This is a genomic window from Streptomyces callyspongiae, assembly GCF_047200695.1.
Taxonomy (GTDB): Bacteria; Actinomycetota; Actinomycetes; order Streptomycetales; family Streptomycetaceae; genus Streptomyces.
In genome coordinates, this window is record NZ_JBJZOM010000018.1 from 47,289 (window position 1) to 64,127 (window position 16,839).

General features: G+C 74.2%; 11 protein-coding genes. 6 read left to right on the forward strand and 5 right to left on the reverse strand.

What is annotated here, in order from left to right:
- Positions 1–51 precede the first annotated feature (51 nt).
- The 3 genes from gad (at position 52) to ACL06G_RS17645 (ending at position 3,192) form a co-directional block, all read left to right on the forward strand.
- A complete protein-coding gene (gene gad, locus ACL06G_RS17635; RefSeq protein ID WP_412786981.1) occupies positions 52–1,470 on the forward strand; it encodes a glutamate decarboxylase in 1,419 nt (472 codons plus the stop codon).
- A gap of 229 nt (positions 1,471–1,699) precedes the next feature.
- Positions 1,700–2,476 (forward strand): hypothetical protein, encoded by a 777-nt coding sequence (locus ACL06G_RS17640; protein ID WP_412786980.1) that lies wholly within the window; start codon positions 1,700–1,702, stop codon positions 2,474–2,476.
- A 2-nt stretch (positions 2,477–2,478) separates the two neighbouring features.
- Positions 2,479–3,192 carry a class F sortase gene (locus ACL06G_RS17645; RefSeq protein ID WP_412836300.1) on the forward strand — a complete coding sequence of 238 codons (714 nt, stop codon included), beginning with the start codon at positions 2,479–2,481 and terminating at the stop codon, positions 3,190–3,192.
- A 118-nt stretch (positions 3,193–3,310) separates the two neighbouring features.
- Here ACL06G_RS17645 and guaA read toward each other — a convergent pair whose 3' ends face one another.
- Positions 3,311–4,900: a glutamine-hydrolyzing GMP synthase gene (gene guaA / locus ACL06G_RS17650; protein WP_412836301.1), complete on the reverse strand. Its 1,590-nt coding sequence runs from the start codon at positions 4,898–4,900 to the stop codon at positions 3,311–3,313.
- Between the two features lie 363 nt (positions 4,901–5,263).
- Between guaA and ACL06G_RS17655 the strand changes: the two genes are divergently transcribed.
- From ACL06G_RS17655 to ACL06G_RS17665, 3 genes are all read left to right on the forward strand, one after another.
- On the forward strand, positions 5,264–5,557 hold the full coding sequence (locus ACL06G_RS17655; RefSeq protein ID WP_412786977.1) for a chorismate mutase: 294 nt from the start codon (positions 5,264–5,266) through the stop codon (positions 5,555–5,557).
- A gap of 607 nt (positions 5,558–6,164) precedes the next feature.
- The gene (locus tag ACL06G_RS17660) at positions 6,165–7,277 is read left to right on the forward strand and encodes a hypothetical protein (RefSeq protein ID WP_412836302.1); all 1,113 of its coding nucleotides are present in this window, start codon (positions 6,165–6,167) and stop codon (positions 7,275–7,277) included.
- Positions 7,278–7,385: 108 nt separating this feature from the next.
- On the forward strand, positions 7,386–8,453 hold the full coding sequence (locus tag ACL06G_RS17665) for a baeRF2 domain-containing protein (protein ID WP_412786975.1): 1,068 nt from the start codon (positions 7,386–7,388) through the stop codon (positions 8,451–8,453).
- Between the two features lie 44 nt (positions 8,454–8,497).
- On the opposite strand, the gene ACL06G_RS17670 is transcribed toward ACL06G_RS17665, so the two are convergent.
- The 4 genes from ACL06G_RS17670 to ACL06G_RS17685 all read right to left on the reverse strand — a co-directional run bounded on the left by ACL06G_RS17670 (position 8,498) and on the right by ACL06G_RS17685 (position 16,749).
- Positions 8,498–10,348, reverse strand: a complete 1,851-nt coding sequence (locus tag ACL06G_RS17670) for a GMC oxidoreductase (RefSeq protein ID WP_412836303.1) — start codon at positions 10,346–10,348, stop codon at positions 8,498–8,500.
- A 19-nt stretch (positions 10,349–10,367) separates the two neighbouring features.
- The gene (locus tag ACL06G_RS17675; protein WP_412786973.1) at positions 10,368–12,026 is read right to left on the reverse strand and encodes a succinic semialdehyde dehydrogenase; all 1,659 of its coding nucleotides are present in this window, start codon (positions 12,024–12,026) and stop codon (positions 10,368–10,370) included.
- Between the two features lie 123 nt (positions 12,027–12,149).
- The gene (locus ACL06G_RS17680) at positions 12,150–14,699 is read right to left on the reverse strand and encodes a serine/threonine kinase C-terminal domain-containing protein (protein ID WP_412836312.1); all 2,550 of its coding nucleotides are present in this window, start codon (positions 14,697–14,699) and stop codon (positions 12,150–12,152) included.
- 181 nt (positions 14,700–14,880) lie between these two features.
- Complete coding sequence (locus ACL06G_RS17685; RefSeq protein WP_412836304.1) at positions 14,881–16,749, reverse strand: serine/threonine-protein kinase; 1,869 nt, start codon at positions 16,747–16,749, stop codon at positions 14,881–14,883.
- Positions 16,750–16,839 lie beyond the last annotated feature (90 nt).

Sequence of the window (16,839 nt, forward strand, 5' to 3'; positions counted from 1 at the left end):
CGACGGCCGCTGGACGGGCCGGGGGCGCGGGACGCTCCTACCGTGAGGCGCATGGGTGCTTCGGTCGGAGACGGTCCGCGTGACGGCGGGCGTGCCGAAATCGCGGTCAGTCCGATGTTCGCGGCGGAGCCGCCGCAGGTGCCGCGCGACGCCCTGCCCGCGGGCGAGACGCCTCCGGAGCTGGCCTACCAGATCGTGCACGACGAGTTGATGCTCGACGGCAACGCGCGGCTCAACCTGGCGACGTTCGTGACGACGTGGATGGAGCCGCAGGCCGACCGGCTGATGGCGGAGTGCTTCGACAAGAACATGATCGACAAGGACGAGTACCCGCGGACCGCGGCCTTGGAGCAGCGCTGCGTACGGATGCTCGCGGGGCTGTGGCACGCAGCCGACCCGCAGGCAGCGCCCGGCTGCTCGACCACCGGGTCGAGCGAGGCCTGCATGCTCGCGGGGCTGGCGCTCAAACGCCGCTGGCAGCAGCGGCGCGCGGCGGCCGGGAAGCCGACCGACCGGCCGAACCTCGTGATGGGCGCCAATGTCCAGGTGTGCTGGGAGAAGTTCGCCCGGTACTGGGAGGTGGAACCGCGGCTGGTGCCGATGACCGGCACGACGTACCACCTCACGCCCGAGCGGGCCGTGGAGCGCTGCGACGAGAACACCATCGGTGTGGTCGCCGTCCTCGGGTCCACCTACGACGGCTCCTACGAGCCGGTCGCCGGGATCTGCGACGCACTGGACGCGCTGCGGGACCGTCGGGGGCTCGACATCCCCGTGCACGTCGACGGTGCGTCGGGCGCGATGGTCGCGCCGTTCTGCGACCCGGAGCTGGCCTGGGACTTCCGGCTGCCGCGGGTAGCGTCGATCAACACCTCCGGCCACAAGTACGGGCTGGTGTACCCGGGCGTCGGGTGGGTGGTGTGGCGGGACGCCGGTGCGCTGCCGGACGATCTGGTGTTCCGGGTGAACTATCTGGGCGGCGACATGCCGACCTTCGCGCTCAACTTCTCCCGGCCCGGGGCCCAGGTCGCCGCGCAGTACTACACGTTCCTGCGCCTGGGGACCGAGGGGTTCCGCCGGGTGCAGGGCTACTGCCGGGAGGTGGCGACCGGGTTGGCGGACCGCATCGGCGCGCTCGGCCCGTTCGAGCTGATCACGCGCGGCGACGAACTCCCGGTCCTCGCCTGCACGCTGCGTCCCGACGTCACCGGCTACTCGGTCTTCGACCTGGCCGCCCAGTTGCGGCAGCGCGGCTGGCTGGTGCCCGCCTACACCTTCCCCGAGAACCGTTCGGACCTCGCGGCGCTGCGGTTCGTGGTGCGCAACGGGATGACGCACGACCTGGCGGACCTGCTGCTGGACGACCTCGGTCTCGCGCTGGACGAACTGCGGCGCCAGCCCGCACCGCTGCGGGGGCCGGAGTCCGCGTCCTTCGACCACGGCGCCCGCACCGGCGTCCGGCGGAGCTGACCGCAAAAACCCGTTCCGGCCCGCAGCACGGCCCTGGTCTGGGCGGACGTCGCCGAAGGACCGCACTGCTCACGTTCTTTCCCCAATCGGGCAATCCGGTGAAGGGGCGGCGGCGAATGGTTCACAGAGACCGCCCCTTCACCGTCCGACGGGAAAATCGTGAGGGTCCCGTCGACTGCGAGCCGGCGGAGGGGCGGTCGCCGCAACGGCCGACGGAAGGTGAACACTCGTGATAGCGCAGCGCACCGCATACCTCGCCGCACTCGCCGCTCTCCCCGCCGCTCTGACGCTGGGCCTCGCAGGTCCGGCCTCGGCGGACGACGGCACGTCCCACCAGATCGACCTGAAGCAGCTGAGCGACTCCGGCGCTTCGGGCACGGCGTTCCTGACCCTGGACGGGAACGACCTGACGGTGAAGGTCGAGGCGGAGGGACTGACCCCGAACTCCCCGCACGCACAGCACCTGCACGGTTCGACCGAGGGCAAGGACTTCCGCTGCCCCACGCCGGACGCCGACAAGAACGGCGACGGCATCGTCTCGACCCCGGAGGGCATCCCCTCCTACGGCGGCATCATGATCTCGCTCACCACCGAGGGCGACACGTCGAAGGACAGCGGTCTCGCCGTGGACCGCTTCCCCACGGCGGACGAGAACGGCGACCTCTCCTACGAGCGCACCATCGAGGTCTCCGACAAGGTCGCCGAGCACATCAAGGACCTGCACATCGTGCAGCACGGCATCGACGCCAACGACAACGGCAAGTACGACGCCGAAGCCGGGAAGAGCGAACTCGACCCGTCCCTGCCGCTGGAGGCGACCGCCCCCGCGAGCTGCGGCATGGTCCAGGGCGCTGCCATCGGCTCGATGCCGGTCGGCGGCGTGGAGACCGGTGGTGAGGGAACCGGCGGCGTCGAGTCACCGGGCCTGCTCGCCGCCGGCGGGCTCGGGCTGGTCGGCGCGGCCGGCGCCCTGGTGACGGCGCGCCGCCGCCGGTTCGACAGCTGACCGTGCGCCGCATCGTGCGAGGACGCGGCACCGTCGTGGGCGCGGCGGTCGTCGCCGCCGTGTCCGCGACGCTGCTCGCGGTCGGTCTGGCGCAGCAGCAGCCGGAGCCGCCGTCGGTGCCGCGGACGGCGTCCGCGGCACCGACCGCCCCAGGCGGGAGCGGAGGGTCCGGGCCACCGGGGGACGCCGGTGGACGGCGGGCCCCGGCGGCCCCGGCCTCCCCGGAGGGATCGGACGCCCCGGTGCGGGGGCCTGTGCTCCCGCCGTCCGAGCCCGTCTCGCTCTCACTGCCGTCCGTCGGTGCCTCGTCGTCACTGGTGCGGCTCGGGCTGCAGGAGGACGGCAGCATGGAGACTCCTGCCGATCCCGACAAGGCAGGCTGGTTCCGGCCGGGGCCCACGCCGGGCGAGCAGGGGCCGGCCGTCATCGCGGGGCACGTCACCTGGAACGGTGAGCGGTCGGTGTTCTTCCGCCTGGGCGACCTGGAGCAGGGCGACCGCATCGACGTGCGGCGCGAGGACGGCCGCACCGCCCGCTTCCGGGTCGACCGCGTCGAACGCCATCCGAAGGACGACTTCCCGACCGTGGAGGTCTACCGGAACCTCGACCACGCGGGACTGAGGCTCATCACCTGCGGCGGCACCTACGACGAGGAACGCCACTACTACAGCGACAACGTGGTCGTCTTCGCCTCGCTGGTGGGCGGCAGGCGCTGACGCGTACCGCGCACCGGCCTCCCCGGCCTCCCCGGCCTCCGGGGACGGCGACGCCGCCGCTCGACGGATCGGGCGGCGGCGCGTCAGGACCGGTGGGAGCGGTGGGCAGCGGCCCCGGTCACTCCCACTCGATGGTGCCCGGCGGCTTGCTGGTGACGTCGAGCGTGACGCGGTTGACGTCCCGCACCTCGTTGGTGATGCGCGTGGAGATGCGCCCCAGCACGTCGTACGGCAGACGGGACCAGTCGGCCGTCATGGCGTCCTCGGAGGAGACCGGCCGCAGGACGACCGGATGGCCGTAGGTGCGGCCGTCCCCCTGCACGCCGACCGAGCGGACGTCGGCGAGCAGCACGACGGGGCACTGCCAGATCTGCCGGTCCAGACCGGCGGCGGTCAGCTCCTCACGCACCACGGCGTCGGCCGCGCGCAGCACGTCCAGGCGCTCGCGGGTGACCTCGCCGATGATGCGGATGCCCAGCCCGGGGCCGGGGAACGGCTGGCGCTGGACGATGTCCTCCGGCAGGCCGAGCTCCTGGCCGACCATCCGGACCTCGTCCTTGAACAGCTTGCGCAGCGGCTCGACCAGCTCGAACTCGAGGTCCTCGGGGAGCCCGCCCACGTTGTGGTGGGACTTGATGTTCGCGGTGCCGGTGCCGCCGCCGGACTCCACGACATCCGGGTAGAGCGTCCCCTGCACGAGGAAGGCGACGTCCTCGCCCGCCTCGCCCGCCTCCGCGACCAGCCCGGCCTGTGCCTGCTCGAAGACCCGGATGAACTCGCGGCCGATGATCTTCCGCTTCTCCTCGGGGTCGCTGACCCCGGCGAGGGCGGCGAGGAAGCGGTCCGCGGCGTCGACCACCTTCAGCTGCACACCGGTGGCGGCCACGAAGTCCTTCTCGACCTGCTCCGTCTCGCCCTGGCGCATCAGGCCGTGGTCCACGTAGACGCAGGTCAGCTGCGTGCCGATGGCCTTCTGGACGAGCGCTGCGGCCACCGCGGAGTCGACGCCGCCGGAGAGCCCGCAGATCGCGCGCTTGCCGCCGACCTGCTCCCGGATCGCCTCGACCTGCTCGTCCACGATGCTGGTGGTCGTCCAGGACGGGGTGATGCCGGCGCCCCGGTGGAGGAAGTGCTCCAGGACCTGCTGGCCGTGTGTGGAGTGCATGACCTCGGGGTGGTACTGCACGCCGTACAGCCGCCGCTCGTCGTCCTCGAAGGCGGCGACGGGCACCAGGTCCGTGGACGCGGTGACAGTGAAGCCCGCGGGGGCGGCGGAGCAGGCGTCCCCGTGCGACATCCAGACCTGCTGCTCGTCCGGGGTGCCCTCGAAGAGGGAGGAACCGGGCTGCGAGACGTGCAGGTCGGTGCGGCCGTACTCGCGGCTGCCGGTGTTGTCGACCGTGCCGCCCAGGGCCTGCGCCATCAGCTGGAAGCCGTAGCACATGCCGAAGACGGGCACCCCGGCCTCGAAGAGCGCGCGATCGATGGTGGGGGCCTCGTCCGCGTACACGGAGGAGGGACCGCCCGAGAGGATGATCGCCATCGGCTCCCTGGCGAGCATCTCGGCCACGGGCATGGTGGAGGGGACCACCTCGCTGTAGACCCGGGCCTCGCGCACACGGCGGGCGATGAGCTGGGCGTACTGCGCGCCGAAGTCGACGACCAGCACGGTGTCCGGGGCGGCTGCGGTCTGGGCGGTGTCGCGCAAGTCGGGTGGCCTTTCGGCGGTGGAGCGGGGTGTGCCCGCCAGTCTACCGGGACGCGCACGGCCGGTTCCCCGCTCGCCCACGGGCCGGACCGGGCGCCGGAACGACGGACCCGGACGCGCCGGGACGGGGTGGGCGAAGGGTGCTGGAAGGAGGTCGCGGGGCTGGGGCATACTGGGCCGCATGTTCACGCAGGCGACCTTCGCGTTTATCTATGGCACCGGCCCGTCCGGCTGCCATGGTCGCCGTGTGAACCACTGACGAGCGACTTCCCAGGCGCCCCGGGCCGGCCACGGCCCGGGGCGCCTGCGTTGCTCCGCCTCCGGGCCGACGGCAGCCGGGGCCCCGCACCCCAGGAGGCATCCATGACCAGCACCACCACGACGACCGCCGGTACCGTGACGGCCGCCGACACCACCGACGCCGGGATCGCCGGCACCCGCGCGCGGATCGACGCACTGGACGAACAGATCATCGCCCTGGTGCGCGAACGGATGACGGTCTCGGCCGCCATCCAGCAGGCACGGATCGCGGCCGGCGGGCGCCGCGTCCACCTGGCGCGCGAGATGGAGATCCTCGCCCGCTACCGCTCCGAGCTGGGACGACCGGGCACTGCCGTGGCGATGAACCTGCTCGAGCTGTGCCGGGGACGCGCCTGAGATACGGCTGCCGTCTCCGCCTGCCGGGCTCCGGGAGCGCCCTTCGCGGAAGCGGACTCACCCGTCCGGAGCGTGACCACCGCCGGAGGCCTTCGTTGAAGCAGGTGTCCTTGTGCCGACCGGGCGCCGACGGCAGAGGGGCGGTGCCACCGGAGTGGTGAGACGCCCGTGGACCCCGGGTGGGGGAACGCGCGTCGTGGGACCCCGCTCCGGTGACGCGACCGGACCGCAGGGGACAGCAGCCCGGTCGCGAACCCCTTGCCGAGGCAGGGGGACCCAGCGGTCGGTCCCGGGGACGCCCTGGACCGACCGCTCCGCGGACGCCCGCGGAATCCCAGGAACGCGGCGGCGCCTTCCCTCCCCCGGCGCCGCCGTCCCCCGGTACCGGCGCCCCTGACGCCGCGTACTGCGCGCAGGGCCCGGGGCGACGGCTGCCCCACCCCGGCCGTCGCCCCGGGGCCCTGACCGTTCGGCAGGCACCGGGCGGCTCGGGGAGATCGGCTGACACGGGAAGGCTCCTGCCCTTACGGTGACCCCGCAGACGAGTCGGCCGCCCTGCCCCACCCGCGCGCGGGCTCCGCGAACCACGGACCGGACGAGGACCCCCATGACCCTCCGCCGCGCACGGAACACCACCGCCTGGGCGGCTCTGTTCGTCGCCGCAGGCCTCACCGCTGCCCCCGCCGCGCTCGCCGCGGGCGGCGGGGACGGCGCGGGCAGCCCGGCGCCCGTCCCCTCGACCTCTCCCGGCGCGACACCGGCGCCCACCGGAACGGTCTCCGGCAGTCCGCTCGCGACCCCGCCGCCGTCCGCAGCGAGCACGGCACCCCCGACGACTCTCCGGCCCTCGGCAACGGCGTCGTCCCCCGCGGCCCCGGCGGACCCGCCGGAATCGGACCCGGCGCCCCCGGCGGACGACTCGTCCCCGCCGGAGGCATCGGGCACGCCAACGGCAGCCACGACCTCCCCGGGCTCCCCCGCCGCCACCGCCGGCAGCGACTCCCCCGAGCCGTCGACGAGCGGGAGCCCGGACCGCGACAGACCCAACGACCTGTGCGGTGTGGCGGACTTCGACGTACGCGTGACGGGCCTCCCCGCCACGGTCGGGGCGGGCACCACCTCCGAACCGTTCACCGTCGTGCTCGACAACACCGCGGGCGAGGACGCCGCCCACGTGCAGTTCGGCATGGCGGTCGCGCTGCGGGACGGCAGCGACGAGTCCGACTGGACACGGGCCCGACGGCACGTCGCCGTCCACTACTTCGACCGGAACGACGAACGGTGGCGCGCGGCGTCCGCGCCGGGCGGCGTGTACACCTACACCGACATCGAGGCGGGGCGGCGGTACGAGATGCTGCTCCGGCTGGAGCTGGCGCCCGACACCCCGCCGGGCGGGGCGGGAGCCCTCGCCTTCAGCACCCTCTGGAAGTTCGACCCCGGCACCCGCACCAGCGACTGCGTGTACGACAACGAGTGGTACCGGTTCGAGATCACCGGGAACGGGCCGGCCCCCCGGGCGACCGCCGCGGCCCGTCCGCAGGGCGCCACCGCCCCGCAGCTCCTCCGCCGGGAGGCGCGGCGCGCCCGACCGGTCCCGCAGACCGACGGGGCGCTGGCCGCCACCGGCACCTCGCCGCTGCGCACCCTTGCCCCGGTCGGCGTCGCCGCGGTGACGCTGGGAGCGGCGGCGGTGGTGTACGGCGCCCGCCGCCGCACCTGACGGGCACGACGCTCCCCACCTGCACGTTTACCGAGCGCCATCGGGGTACTCGGAACATCCCGGAGGGCGCACGGCCGTCGGTCTTCGACGGACACGTCCGTCCGGGAGATGTCGAGGACCACAGAGCGTTTATTGGGGCAGATCATGGAACTCAGCGAGCTGAAGTCCGTGTACGCGCACGAGGGGCCGTTCGTGACGGTGTATCTGGAGGGCCGTTCTCCCGGTGAGGATGCGGCGAAGCAGGTGCGGCTGCGGTGGCGGGACCTGCGCGAACGGCTGGAGGCCCGCGACGCCGAGGGGTCCGCGCTGGACGCGGTCGAAGAAGCGCTGGACGAGGGACGCTTCGGTGAGGAGCAGACGAACGGCCGCGTCCTGGTGGCCACGGCGGGCGGTGTCGTACTCGACGAACCGTGGGACGCCGCCCTCGGCGCCGGGGATGCCGCGTTCTCCGGCGTACTGCCGGAGCTCGGACCGCACGTGCGGGAGGCGTCCGAGGCCGTGCGGGTGCTGCTCGTCATCGCCGGCCAGGAGGACGCCGAGCTGCGGCGGCTGGTCGTCGCAGCCGACCACGCGCCGGACGAAACGGCCCGGGAGGAAGTACGGGGCGACGCGGTCGAGCGGCCCCACCACATCCGGGAGGGCGCGCTGGCGCACCGGCGCATCCAGCGCCGGGCCGACGAGGCCGTGCGGCAGAACGCCAAGGAGATCTCCGCAGCCGTCGACACCGCCGTCGCCCGGTTCCGGCCGGACGTCGTCGTCCTCGCCGGTGAGGTACAGGGACGCACGGCCGTCCGGGAGCAGTTGCCGGCCCTTCACCCGTTGCTGGAGGAGACCGATCGCGGTGGGCGTGAGGACGACCGGGCCGAGGAGGCGCTCCGCGACGAGGTGTTGCGGATCGCCGCACGGTTCACGGACCGGGCCGCGGAGGACCAGGCGTCCCGGTTGTACGAGGCCGACGCGAAGGGGCTTGCGACACGCGGCGACCCGCAGGTGATGAAGGCGGCCGAGAGCGGCGCCGTCGACACCCTGCTGATCGAGCGGGGCCGATCGGTGGCGCGCGAGGCACTCCTGCTGAAGACCGGCGCGCAGACCGGGGCCGGGGTGGCTGTCGTGCCTCGCGGCACGGACCTCCCGGACGGCATCGGTGCGGTGCTCCGCTTCCCGCCGGAGGGCTGACCGCCCGGGGAACGGACCCGCCGATCGACCGTTCCCCGGATGCTCTACGAGACCCCGCCGGTCGACTCTCCCGGCCGGTCCGCCGGAGGGTCCGCCGGAGAGGGCTCCTCGCCCTCGGCGGCAGGTTTCTTCGGCGGCACCGCCGGCACCGGCAGGACGGGCAGCCGCAGGGCGCCGAAGGCGTCCTGCGGCACGGCGGGAGAGACGGGCGCGACCGGGGCCAGGCGCACGTACGCCGCGTCCTGCTCCGGACGGGGGTCCTCCTCGCCCTTGTTGGGCCACAGCGCCATCGCACGCTCCGCCTGTGCCGTGATGGTCAAGGACGGGTTGACCCCGAGGTTCGCGGAGACGGCCGCACCGTCGACGACGGAGATCCCCGGGTGCCCGTGGACCCGGTGGTAGGGATCGATGACGCCGCTCCCGGCGTCGGTGCCGATCGGGCAGCCGCCGAGGAAGTGCGCGGTCAGCGGGGTGCCCATCGCCTCACCGATGTTGCTGCCGGGGAAGCCGTTGATCTCGTCGGCCAGGTGGCGGGCGGCCTCGGCTCCCTCCGGGATGAACAGCGGATTGGGGGCGCCGTGTCCCTGCCGGGCGGTGAGCAGTCCTTTGCCGAGCCCCTTCGTCTTCCGGTACGTCGTCAGCGAGTTGTCGAGGGTCTGCATCACCAGGCCGATGATGATGCGCTCGGACCACTTCCGCTTCGACAGCAGCCGCAGCGCCAGTATCGGGTGCCGCAGGTGGGTGAGCAGGTGCGCGAGCAGCCGCGGCAGCCGGGTTCCGTGGCGCACCTGGAGCGTCGTCAGCATGCCCATGGCGTTGGAGCCCTTGCCGTAGCGGACGGGCTCGATGTGGGTGTGGTCGTCGGGATGGATGGAGGAGGTGATGGCGACACCGCGGGTGAAGTCGAGTTCGGCGTCGCGCCCGAACTTCCTGCGGTACCGGCGGTTGTCGGTCTGCGCTCCCACCAGTGCCTCGGAGTTGGTGCGGGTGAGTTCGCCCAGGCGTGCGGACAGCCGGGGCAGGTCCCCGCTGTCCCGCATGCGGTGCAGCAGGCTCTGGGTGCCGTAGGTGCCGGCTGCGACCACGACGCGGCGGGCCCGCAGCACGGCGGGCTTCTGCTTCCGCCTGTCGGTCGGCACGGTGCGCACCTCGAAGCCGCCCTCGGGGTCCTCCCGCAGCCCGGTGACGGTGGTCATGGGGTGCACGACGGCCCCCGCCCGCTCCGCCAGGTGGAGGTAGTTCTCGGTGAGGGTGTTCTTCGCACCGTGCCGGCAGCCCGTCATGCACTCGCCGCACTCGGTGCAGGCGCGGCGGTCGGGTCCGGCGCCGCCGAAGTACGGATCGGGCACCTCGGTGCCCGCCGCGCCGCGCACGCTGCCGTCGGCGTCCTGCCCGTCGCCGAAGAACACCCCGACCGGCGCCATGTGGAAGGTGTCGCCGACGCCCATCCGTTCCGCGGCGGCCTTCAGGTGCCTGTCCGACGGGGTCGTCGTCGGGTTGACGCGGACGCCCAGCATCCGCTGCGCCTGGTCGTAGAACGGCTTCAACTCGTCCTGCCAGTCGGTGATGTGACCCCACTGGCTGTCCTGGAAGAAGGCGGGCGGCGGGACGTACAGGGTGTTGGCGTAGTTGAGCGAGCCGCCGCCGACCCCCGCGCCCGCCAGGATCATCACGTTGTCCATCAGGTGGATGCGCTGGATGCCGTAGAGCCCGAGAGCGGGCGCCCACAGGTAGTTCCGCACGTCCCACGAGTTCTTGGGCAGGGTTTCGCGGGTGAAGCGGCGGCCGGCCTCCAGGACGCCCACCGAGTAGCCCTTCTCGGTGAGGCGCAGGGCGGACACCGAGCCGCCGAATCCGGAGCCGACGACGATCACGTCATAGTCGTACGCGTGCACGGGGGCCTGTCTCCTTCGGTCAGCGGAAGCGGAGCAGCTTGAGGGCCTTCAGGGACGTGGTCATGAAGGCGGCGTAGGAGGCGTCGCTCATGCCCAGGGACGGAGCCATCGGCAGCAGGCGCTGGTGCGCGACGGTCTGCGGTTCGGTGAACTTGAGGATGCCCTCGGCGCCGTGGCGGCGGCCAAGGCCCGAGTCGCCCATGCCGCCCATCGGGGACTGCACGCTCCCGTAGCCGGGCGCGTAGCCCTCGTTGATGTTGACCGTGCCGGTGCGCAGCCGGGCCGCGACCCGGTGGGCTCGGCGGGCACTGCTGCTCCAGACGCTGGAGTTCAGCCCGTACGGCGTGCTGTTGGCGCGGTCGATCACCTCGTCCTCGTCGGTGAACCGGTAGACGGAGACGACCGGGCCGAAGGTCTCGTCCTCGCAGACGGCCATGGGGGCGCGCACGCCGTCGAGGACGGTCGGCTCGTAGAACAGCGGTCCCACGTCCGGCCGGGCGCGGCCGCCCGCGAGGACGGTTGCGCCCTTGGCGACGGCCTCCTCGACATGGCCGCGCACCGCCTCCAGTTGGCGCTCGGAGGCCAGGGACCCCATCTCCGCGCCGTAGGCCAGGTGGCGGCCCAGCCGCACGGCGCGGGTGCGGGCGACGAAACGCTCCAGGAAGTCGTCGGCGACGGATGCGTGGACGTACAGCCGCTCGACGGAGACGCACAGCTGACCTGCGGAGGAGAACGCGGCGCGGACCGCTCCTTCCGCCGCCCTGTCGAGGTCGGCGTCCTCGAGGACCAGCATGGCGTTCTTGCCGCCGAGTTCGAGGGAGCTGCCGACCAGCCGCTCCGCGGCCCGCCGGCCGACTTCCCTGCCGGTGCGGGTGGAGCCGGTGAAGGAGACGTAGTCGGCGCCGTCGACGACCGCGCGGCCGACGACCGGACCGTCGCCGAGCACCACGTGGAAGACCTCGGACGGCAGTCCGGCCTCGATGAGCAGTTCCCGGGCCCACAGGGCGGTCAGCGCGGTCTCGGTGTCGGGCTTCATGACCAGGGCGTTGCCGGCGACGAGTGCGGGCAGCGCGTCGCCGACGGACAGTTCGAGGGGGTAGTTCCACGGCGCGATCTGCCCGACGACACCGCGGGGGTGGCGCAGTTCGGTGACCTTGGTCAGCACCGGCACGGCTCCGGTGTGGCCCTTGGGGCGCAGGTAGGAGGCGGCCTTGCGGCCGTAGTGGCGCGCGGCGACGGCCACCGCGAGCAGCTCCTCGTGCGCGTGCAGCCGCACCTTGCCCGTCTCCAGCTGCACCAGGTCGAGGACCTCGTCCTGGCGTGCCATCAGCAGGTCGTGGAAGCGGAGGAGGACGGCGGCACGGTCCCGGGTGCGGCGGGCGGCCCAGGCGGGCTGGGCCTCACGGGCACGGGAGAAGGCGATGGCGACGTCCCCGGGGGTGGACTCGGGCAGCTGGGCGAGCTGCTCCCCGGTCCAAGGGGTGTGGTTCGCGGTGCGGCCGGAGCCGACGACGCCGAGGGCGAGCCGGGCGACCAGTTCCGGGGTGACGACGTCGGCGGCGGACCGCGCGTCGGCCGGGGCCGGGGCGACCGGGTTGCCGCCGTCGGGCGCGGAGGCGGCGGGCGCATCCGCGTCGGAGGCGGCGTCGGGGGTGACCGTGTCCTGCGAGTCCGTCATGCGCGCAGAGTACGGTCGGGGCCGCACACTGTATACCCGTCGGTAACCGGTCTTCACCGGTCCTTTACCGCCGCGCCGGCGATCACTGGCGCGACGGCCGCGGTACGGGCCCGGCGAGCCCGCTCAGCGGCCGGCCCGGTAGGTGTCGGCCGCACCCTCGAACCAGCGGTCGACCGCGTCGGACTCGTCCTCCGGCCCTGTCACGAGCAGCAGATGGTAGCGCCCGTCGAGGAGCGTCGCCCGGTTGCGCGCGTACACCTCTCCTCCGGAGGCCTGCCAGGTGAAGGTGCCCTCGGCCATCGCGGTGTCGCCGACGTCGATCCGCCGCAGGCCCGAGGCGGAGGCCCACTCGGAGGCCCGGAAGGCCTCGAGTTCCGGTTCGTCGTCGTTCTGGTAGGCCATCGGGACGGCGCCGAACTCCCGCGCCGCGTCCCGGCCCGGGACCACCGTCATGGTGAAGGCGCCCTGCGCGAACCGCACCCGCCCCTGCCCGTCGGGGCCGCTGCGGCGCCACCCCTCGGGCACCGCGAGGCGGAACCCCTCCCGGTCCTCGTGCAGGCGGAACCCCTCCGCGGGGGCCGCCGGCCGGGACGCTTGGGGGCTGGTGTCGTCGCTGTCGTCGCCCCGGGGCTCGCCCCGGCCGGACTCCTCCTGCGGGGAACCGCTCCCGGCAGGGGCCTGCGGCCGGGGCGCCTCGACGGAACTGCGCCGCTCGGTGGGGTCCGAGGAGTTCCGCTGCGGCATGAACCACATCGCGTAGAGCACGGCCGCCGTGAGCAGCAGCAGAATGCCACCGAGCAGCAGCCGCCCGAGGCTCCGCGGGCTGCGCCCGGCCCGCTGGGACGAATGGCGGTGCCGCGACGGCTTTCGAGGTTGCGGCGCCTGCTCGGCGTGCGCCTCACGCAGCGCCCGGTGGCCGTCGGGCCGCGCCGGGCGGCGCTCCCGGCCCGCCCGGCGCTGCGGCTCCCGTCGGGCGCTCCGGTCGGAGCGGCGCCCGGGAACCAGTTCGCCGCGGCGCCGCACGGTGGGCAACCGCCGCGGATCCGCGGACCGTCTCGGTGCCGGCAACGGCGGAGCGAGCAGGGTGTACCGGCCGACGTCCGGCTCCGGCGCGGAGCGGATCAGCGAACGCAGCCAGCCGCGCAAGACCTCCGGCCCGGGACGCTCGGTGGGGTCCTGCCGCAGCAGCGACTCCACGACCGGCCGCAGCGCCCCGCACTCCTCGGCGGGCGCCGGTGCTTCGGCGCAGACCCGCTGCACCAGGGCCGGCGCCTCGTCCTCGGGGTAGGGGGCGTACCCCTGCACGCTGCGGAACAGCAGGACACCGAGCGCCCACAGGTCCGCGGCGGGACCGACGGGCGGCGCCAGCCGCCAGTGCGCGTGCACGGGCCCGGCCTGCTCGGGCGACCACCGCTCGGTGACGGGACCGACCACCGTCATCCGTGCGTGGCGGGCACGCTCGGCCGCGAGCGCGGTGGTGGGACCGCGGTAGCGGCCGTCCTCGCCCGGAGCGGTGTCCGCCCCGCGGGCGGGCGCCTCGCGGGGTGCCGCTGCCGTCGGCCAGGGTGCGGGCACCGGACGGCTCTCGCCGTACCGGGGCCCCGGAAGAGCGGCACCGCCCTCCGCCTCGATTCCGGCCCCGCGCACCGGATTCCGGCCGGTGGGAGACGGGGCGGGGCGGTCCGGGCCGTAGGGACGCCCCAGCGGACCGTAGGGCCTGCCGGCCTCAGCACCGTCGCCGTCGCGGGCGTCCGCACCGCCGTCACGGTCGCGCGCCTCGGCGGCCACCCGGGCCGAAGCGGCCTGCGTGCCGGCGCGGTAGGCCGCGATGGCACCGCGCCGGGCCGCCCGCGCGGCGGGCCCCTGCTCCTCCCCCGCGGAGAGGCGGGCAGGCGCCTGCGGCACACGGTCCCGGCGGGCGGGGGACAGGGAGTCGCCCCGGCGGAACCCCGCCGGCAGCGGCCCTTCCGCCGCCCCCGCACGTCCCGCGGCTCCGGGCCCGGCTCCGCGGCCGGAGCCGGCTGCCGCGGGTATGGCGCCGCGCGGCTGGTCCGGGACGCGTGAAGGGTCGGGCAGCGGGTCCTCGCCGCACAGCGCCTCCTGCGCCGCGCCCGCCGCCAGGCCGGTCAGCATGGCACGCCCGTCGTCGCAGACGAGGACCGTGGCGGCGGTGACGTTCCGGTGGACCCAGCCCTGCCCGTGCAGCGTGCGCAGCGCCGAGAGCACGTCGTCGGCGATCTCGGCCGCGCGGTGCGGGGACAGCGGCCGACGGGCGATCAGTTCCGCGAGCGGCCTGGCGGGAAGGAGTTCGGCGACGATCCAGAGCGCGTCGTCGGCGACGAACACGTCGTACACCTGGTCGAGCCGGGGGTGGTCGGGTATGCGGGACGCGGCGAGTGCCGCCTCGACGGCACGCCGGACCGCCGGATCGGCGGGACGCCGGGTGGCACTGCCCGCTCCCCCGTCGGCGCGACGCCCCGGCCGCGAGCTCCTCCCCGCCGCCTCACCGTGATCGACGACCTCGGCGTCGACGACCTCCGGCAGCAGCACGCGCCACAGCCGGACCTCCTGGCCGCTCGCCGTGTCGTAGGCGGTGCAGGGGTGTTCGGGACGGTCGGTCGCCGGTCGCGGCAACCGGTACCGATCGGCGAGCAAAGGGCCCTCGTACCCCATGTCCTCCACAGCGCCTCCCCACCGTGCCCGCGCAGCCGTACCGCGGCGTCACATCCGTTCGGAAACCGGCGTGTTCCGAATGCGGACGGTCCCCGGCCTCTCACGATACGTGCTGCCGCGGTCCGCCGTCCCCCGCTGTGCACGGTGGCACCTCAGGGGCTCCACGCCGGCCGACGCGACGTCACCGCGGCGTGAAGGTGCGGAACGCCGTGTCACGCAGCGTCTTGCAGGCCTTGCCGTTCCAGGCGTCGGCGCGACAGGTCACCAGGATCGCGTGCCCCTGGTCGTCGTCGACCTTGAATCCGCGGTTGAGGGCCCGCAGCCGGGTGCCGCCTGCCTCGTACTCGAAGACCCAGTCGGCGACGGTGGGGTAGTCGCGCCACGGGATCGGCTTCATCGACACCCGCCGGTACCCGGTCTCGTCCTCCAGCGCGGGCTCCAGCTGCTGCCAGGCGGTGAGCGCGTCGTCGCCGGGGCTGTCGGTCCAGTCGATCTGCAGGCGCGGGTAGCCCTTGTCGGGCCCGGCGTACTTGCCGCCGGAGCCCTTCCCGGCGATGGCGAAGCGCGAGAAGTCCTCGGGCATGGCGACACGGAAGTGGAACCGGGAGTCCGTCACCCAGGTGTAGCCCGCCGGGAGGCGGACACCGTGCTGCTTGCCGCCGCTCCCGCTGTCGTCGTCGCCGTTCCCGGAACCGCCCTCCGAGCCGTTCCCACCGGTGCCGCCCGGTGCGCCGGACTGTGCGGGGGATTCCTCCTCGCCGCCCTTGCCCGAGGTGTCGGCGGACGGCTCCTTCCCGCCGGGCTGCGCGTCGGCGCCGGTGCTCGCCTCCGCGGCCCCACCGCCGTTGCCCGACCCCTCGCCGTCGCCGAACACGAAGACGGCCCCGATGACGAGCAGCAGGACCACGGCGAGTCCGACCACCAGCGGCACCCGCCCGGCAGTCCTCCCACGCGCGGCGGCGAGCAGCCCCGGGCGGTCCGGTGCGGGCGGCGCGGCCGCGGCGGCCTGCGTACGCCCCCGGGAACCACTGCCGGTCCCGCCGGCCTTCGCGTCCGCGGAACCGCCGGTACGGGACGCCGCCCCGGACGTGCCGGTGCCCGCCGGTGCGTCCTTCTTCCGCTCTTCCGGGGCGTCCGACGTGCCGCCGGGGGCGTCCTCGTCGGGAGCGGGCGGGAGAGCGACCGTGGTGGTCGCGTCCGGCACCACCGGCACGGCCGCGGCGCCCGAGGCGACGGCCTCCAGCAACACGTGCGCCCCGTCGACGTCCAGCCGCTTCTCCGGGTCCTTCTCCAGCAGGCCCTGGATGCACTCCTCGAGCTCGCCCGCCTTCTCGGGCGGCGGCAGCGGCTCCGTCATCACAGCGGTCAGCGTGGACAGCGCGGACCCCTTGTCGTACGGGGGACGCCCCTCCACCGCCGCGTACAGCAGGCCGCCGAGCGACCACAGGTCGGCCGGCGGGCCCGGCGGCTTGCCGCGCGCTCTCTCGGGCGAGATGTAGGAGGGCGCGCCGACGAGCATGCCGGTGGAGGTGACGGACGGGTCGCCCTCGACCTTGGCGATACCGAAGTCGGTGAGCACGACCCGGTCGGTGTCCTCCTCCAGCAGCACGTTGGACGGCTTCACGTCCCGGTGCAGGATGCCCTCCCGGTGCGCCGCGCGCAGCACGTCGAGCACCGCCAGGCCGACCTCCGCGGCGCGACGGGGCGTCAGCGGGCCGTCCTTGCGGATGCGGTCGGCGAGCGAGCAGCCCTCGACGAGCTCCATCACGATCCAGGGCCGGTCGTCCTCGTCGACCACGTCGAAGACGGTGACGGCGCTGCCGCTGCGGATCCGCGCGATGGCTTTGGCCTCGCGCCTGGTGCGGGTGATGAGCCGCTGCTTCTCGTCGTCGTCCACGCTCGACGGGAACCGGAGCTCCTTCACCGCGACGGGGCGCCCCAGGGTCTCGTCACGTCCGCGCCACACGGTGCCCATGCCACCGCGGCCCAGCACACCGTCGATCCGGTACCGGCCGCCGACGAGGCGGCCCTCCTCCACGTCCTGGCCCATGAAAACTCTTGCTTCCCCTCGCGCAGCCGTCCAACCCGCCGGCAGTGACCCCATTGTGACCCACGGACAGCTGTCCGGTGCACCCGGGCA

Coding starts and splice junctions, on each gene's coding strand:
- gad (WP_412786981.1), top strand. CDS start 52: ATGGGTGCTTCGGTCGGAGACGGTCCGCGTGACGGCGGGCGTGCCGAA.
- ACL06G_RS17655 (WP_412786977.1), top strand. CDS start 5,264: ATGACCAGCACCACCACGACGACCGCCGGTACCGTGACGGCCGCCGAC.
- ACL06G_RS17660 (WP_412836302.1), top strand. CDS start 6,165: ATGACCCTCCGCCGCGCACGGAACACCACCGCCTGGGCGGCTCTGTTC.
- ACL06G_RS17665 (WP_412786975.1), top strand. CDS start 7,386: ATGTCGAGGACCACAGAGCGTTTATTGGGGCAGATCATGGAACTCAGC.
- ACL06G_RS17675 (WP_412786973.1), bottom strand. CDS start 12,026: ATGACGGACTCGCAGGACACGGTCACCCCCGACGCCGCCTCCGACGCG.
- ACL06G_RS17680 (WP_412836312.1), bottom strand. CDS start 14,699: ATGGGGTACGAGGGCCCTTTGCTCGCCGATCGGTACCGGTTGCCGCGA.
- ACL06G_RS17685 (WP_412836304.1), bottom strand. CDS start 16,749: ATGGGCCAGGACGTGGAGGAGGGCCGCCTCGTCGGCGGCCGGTACCGG.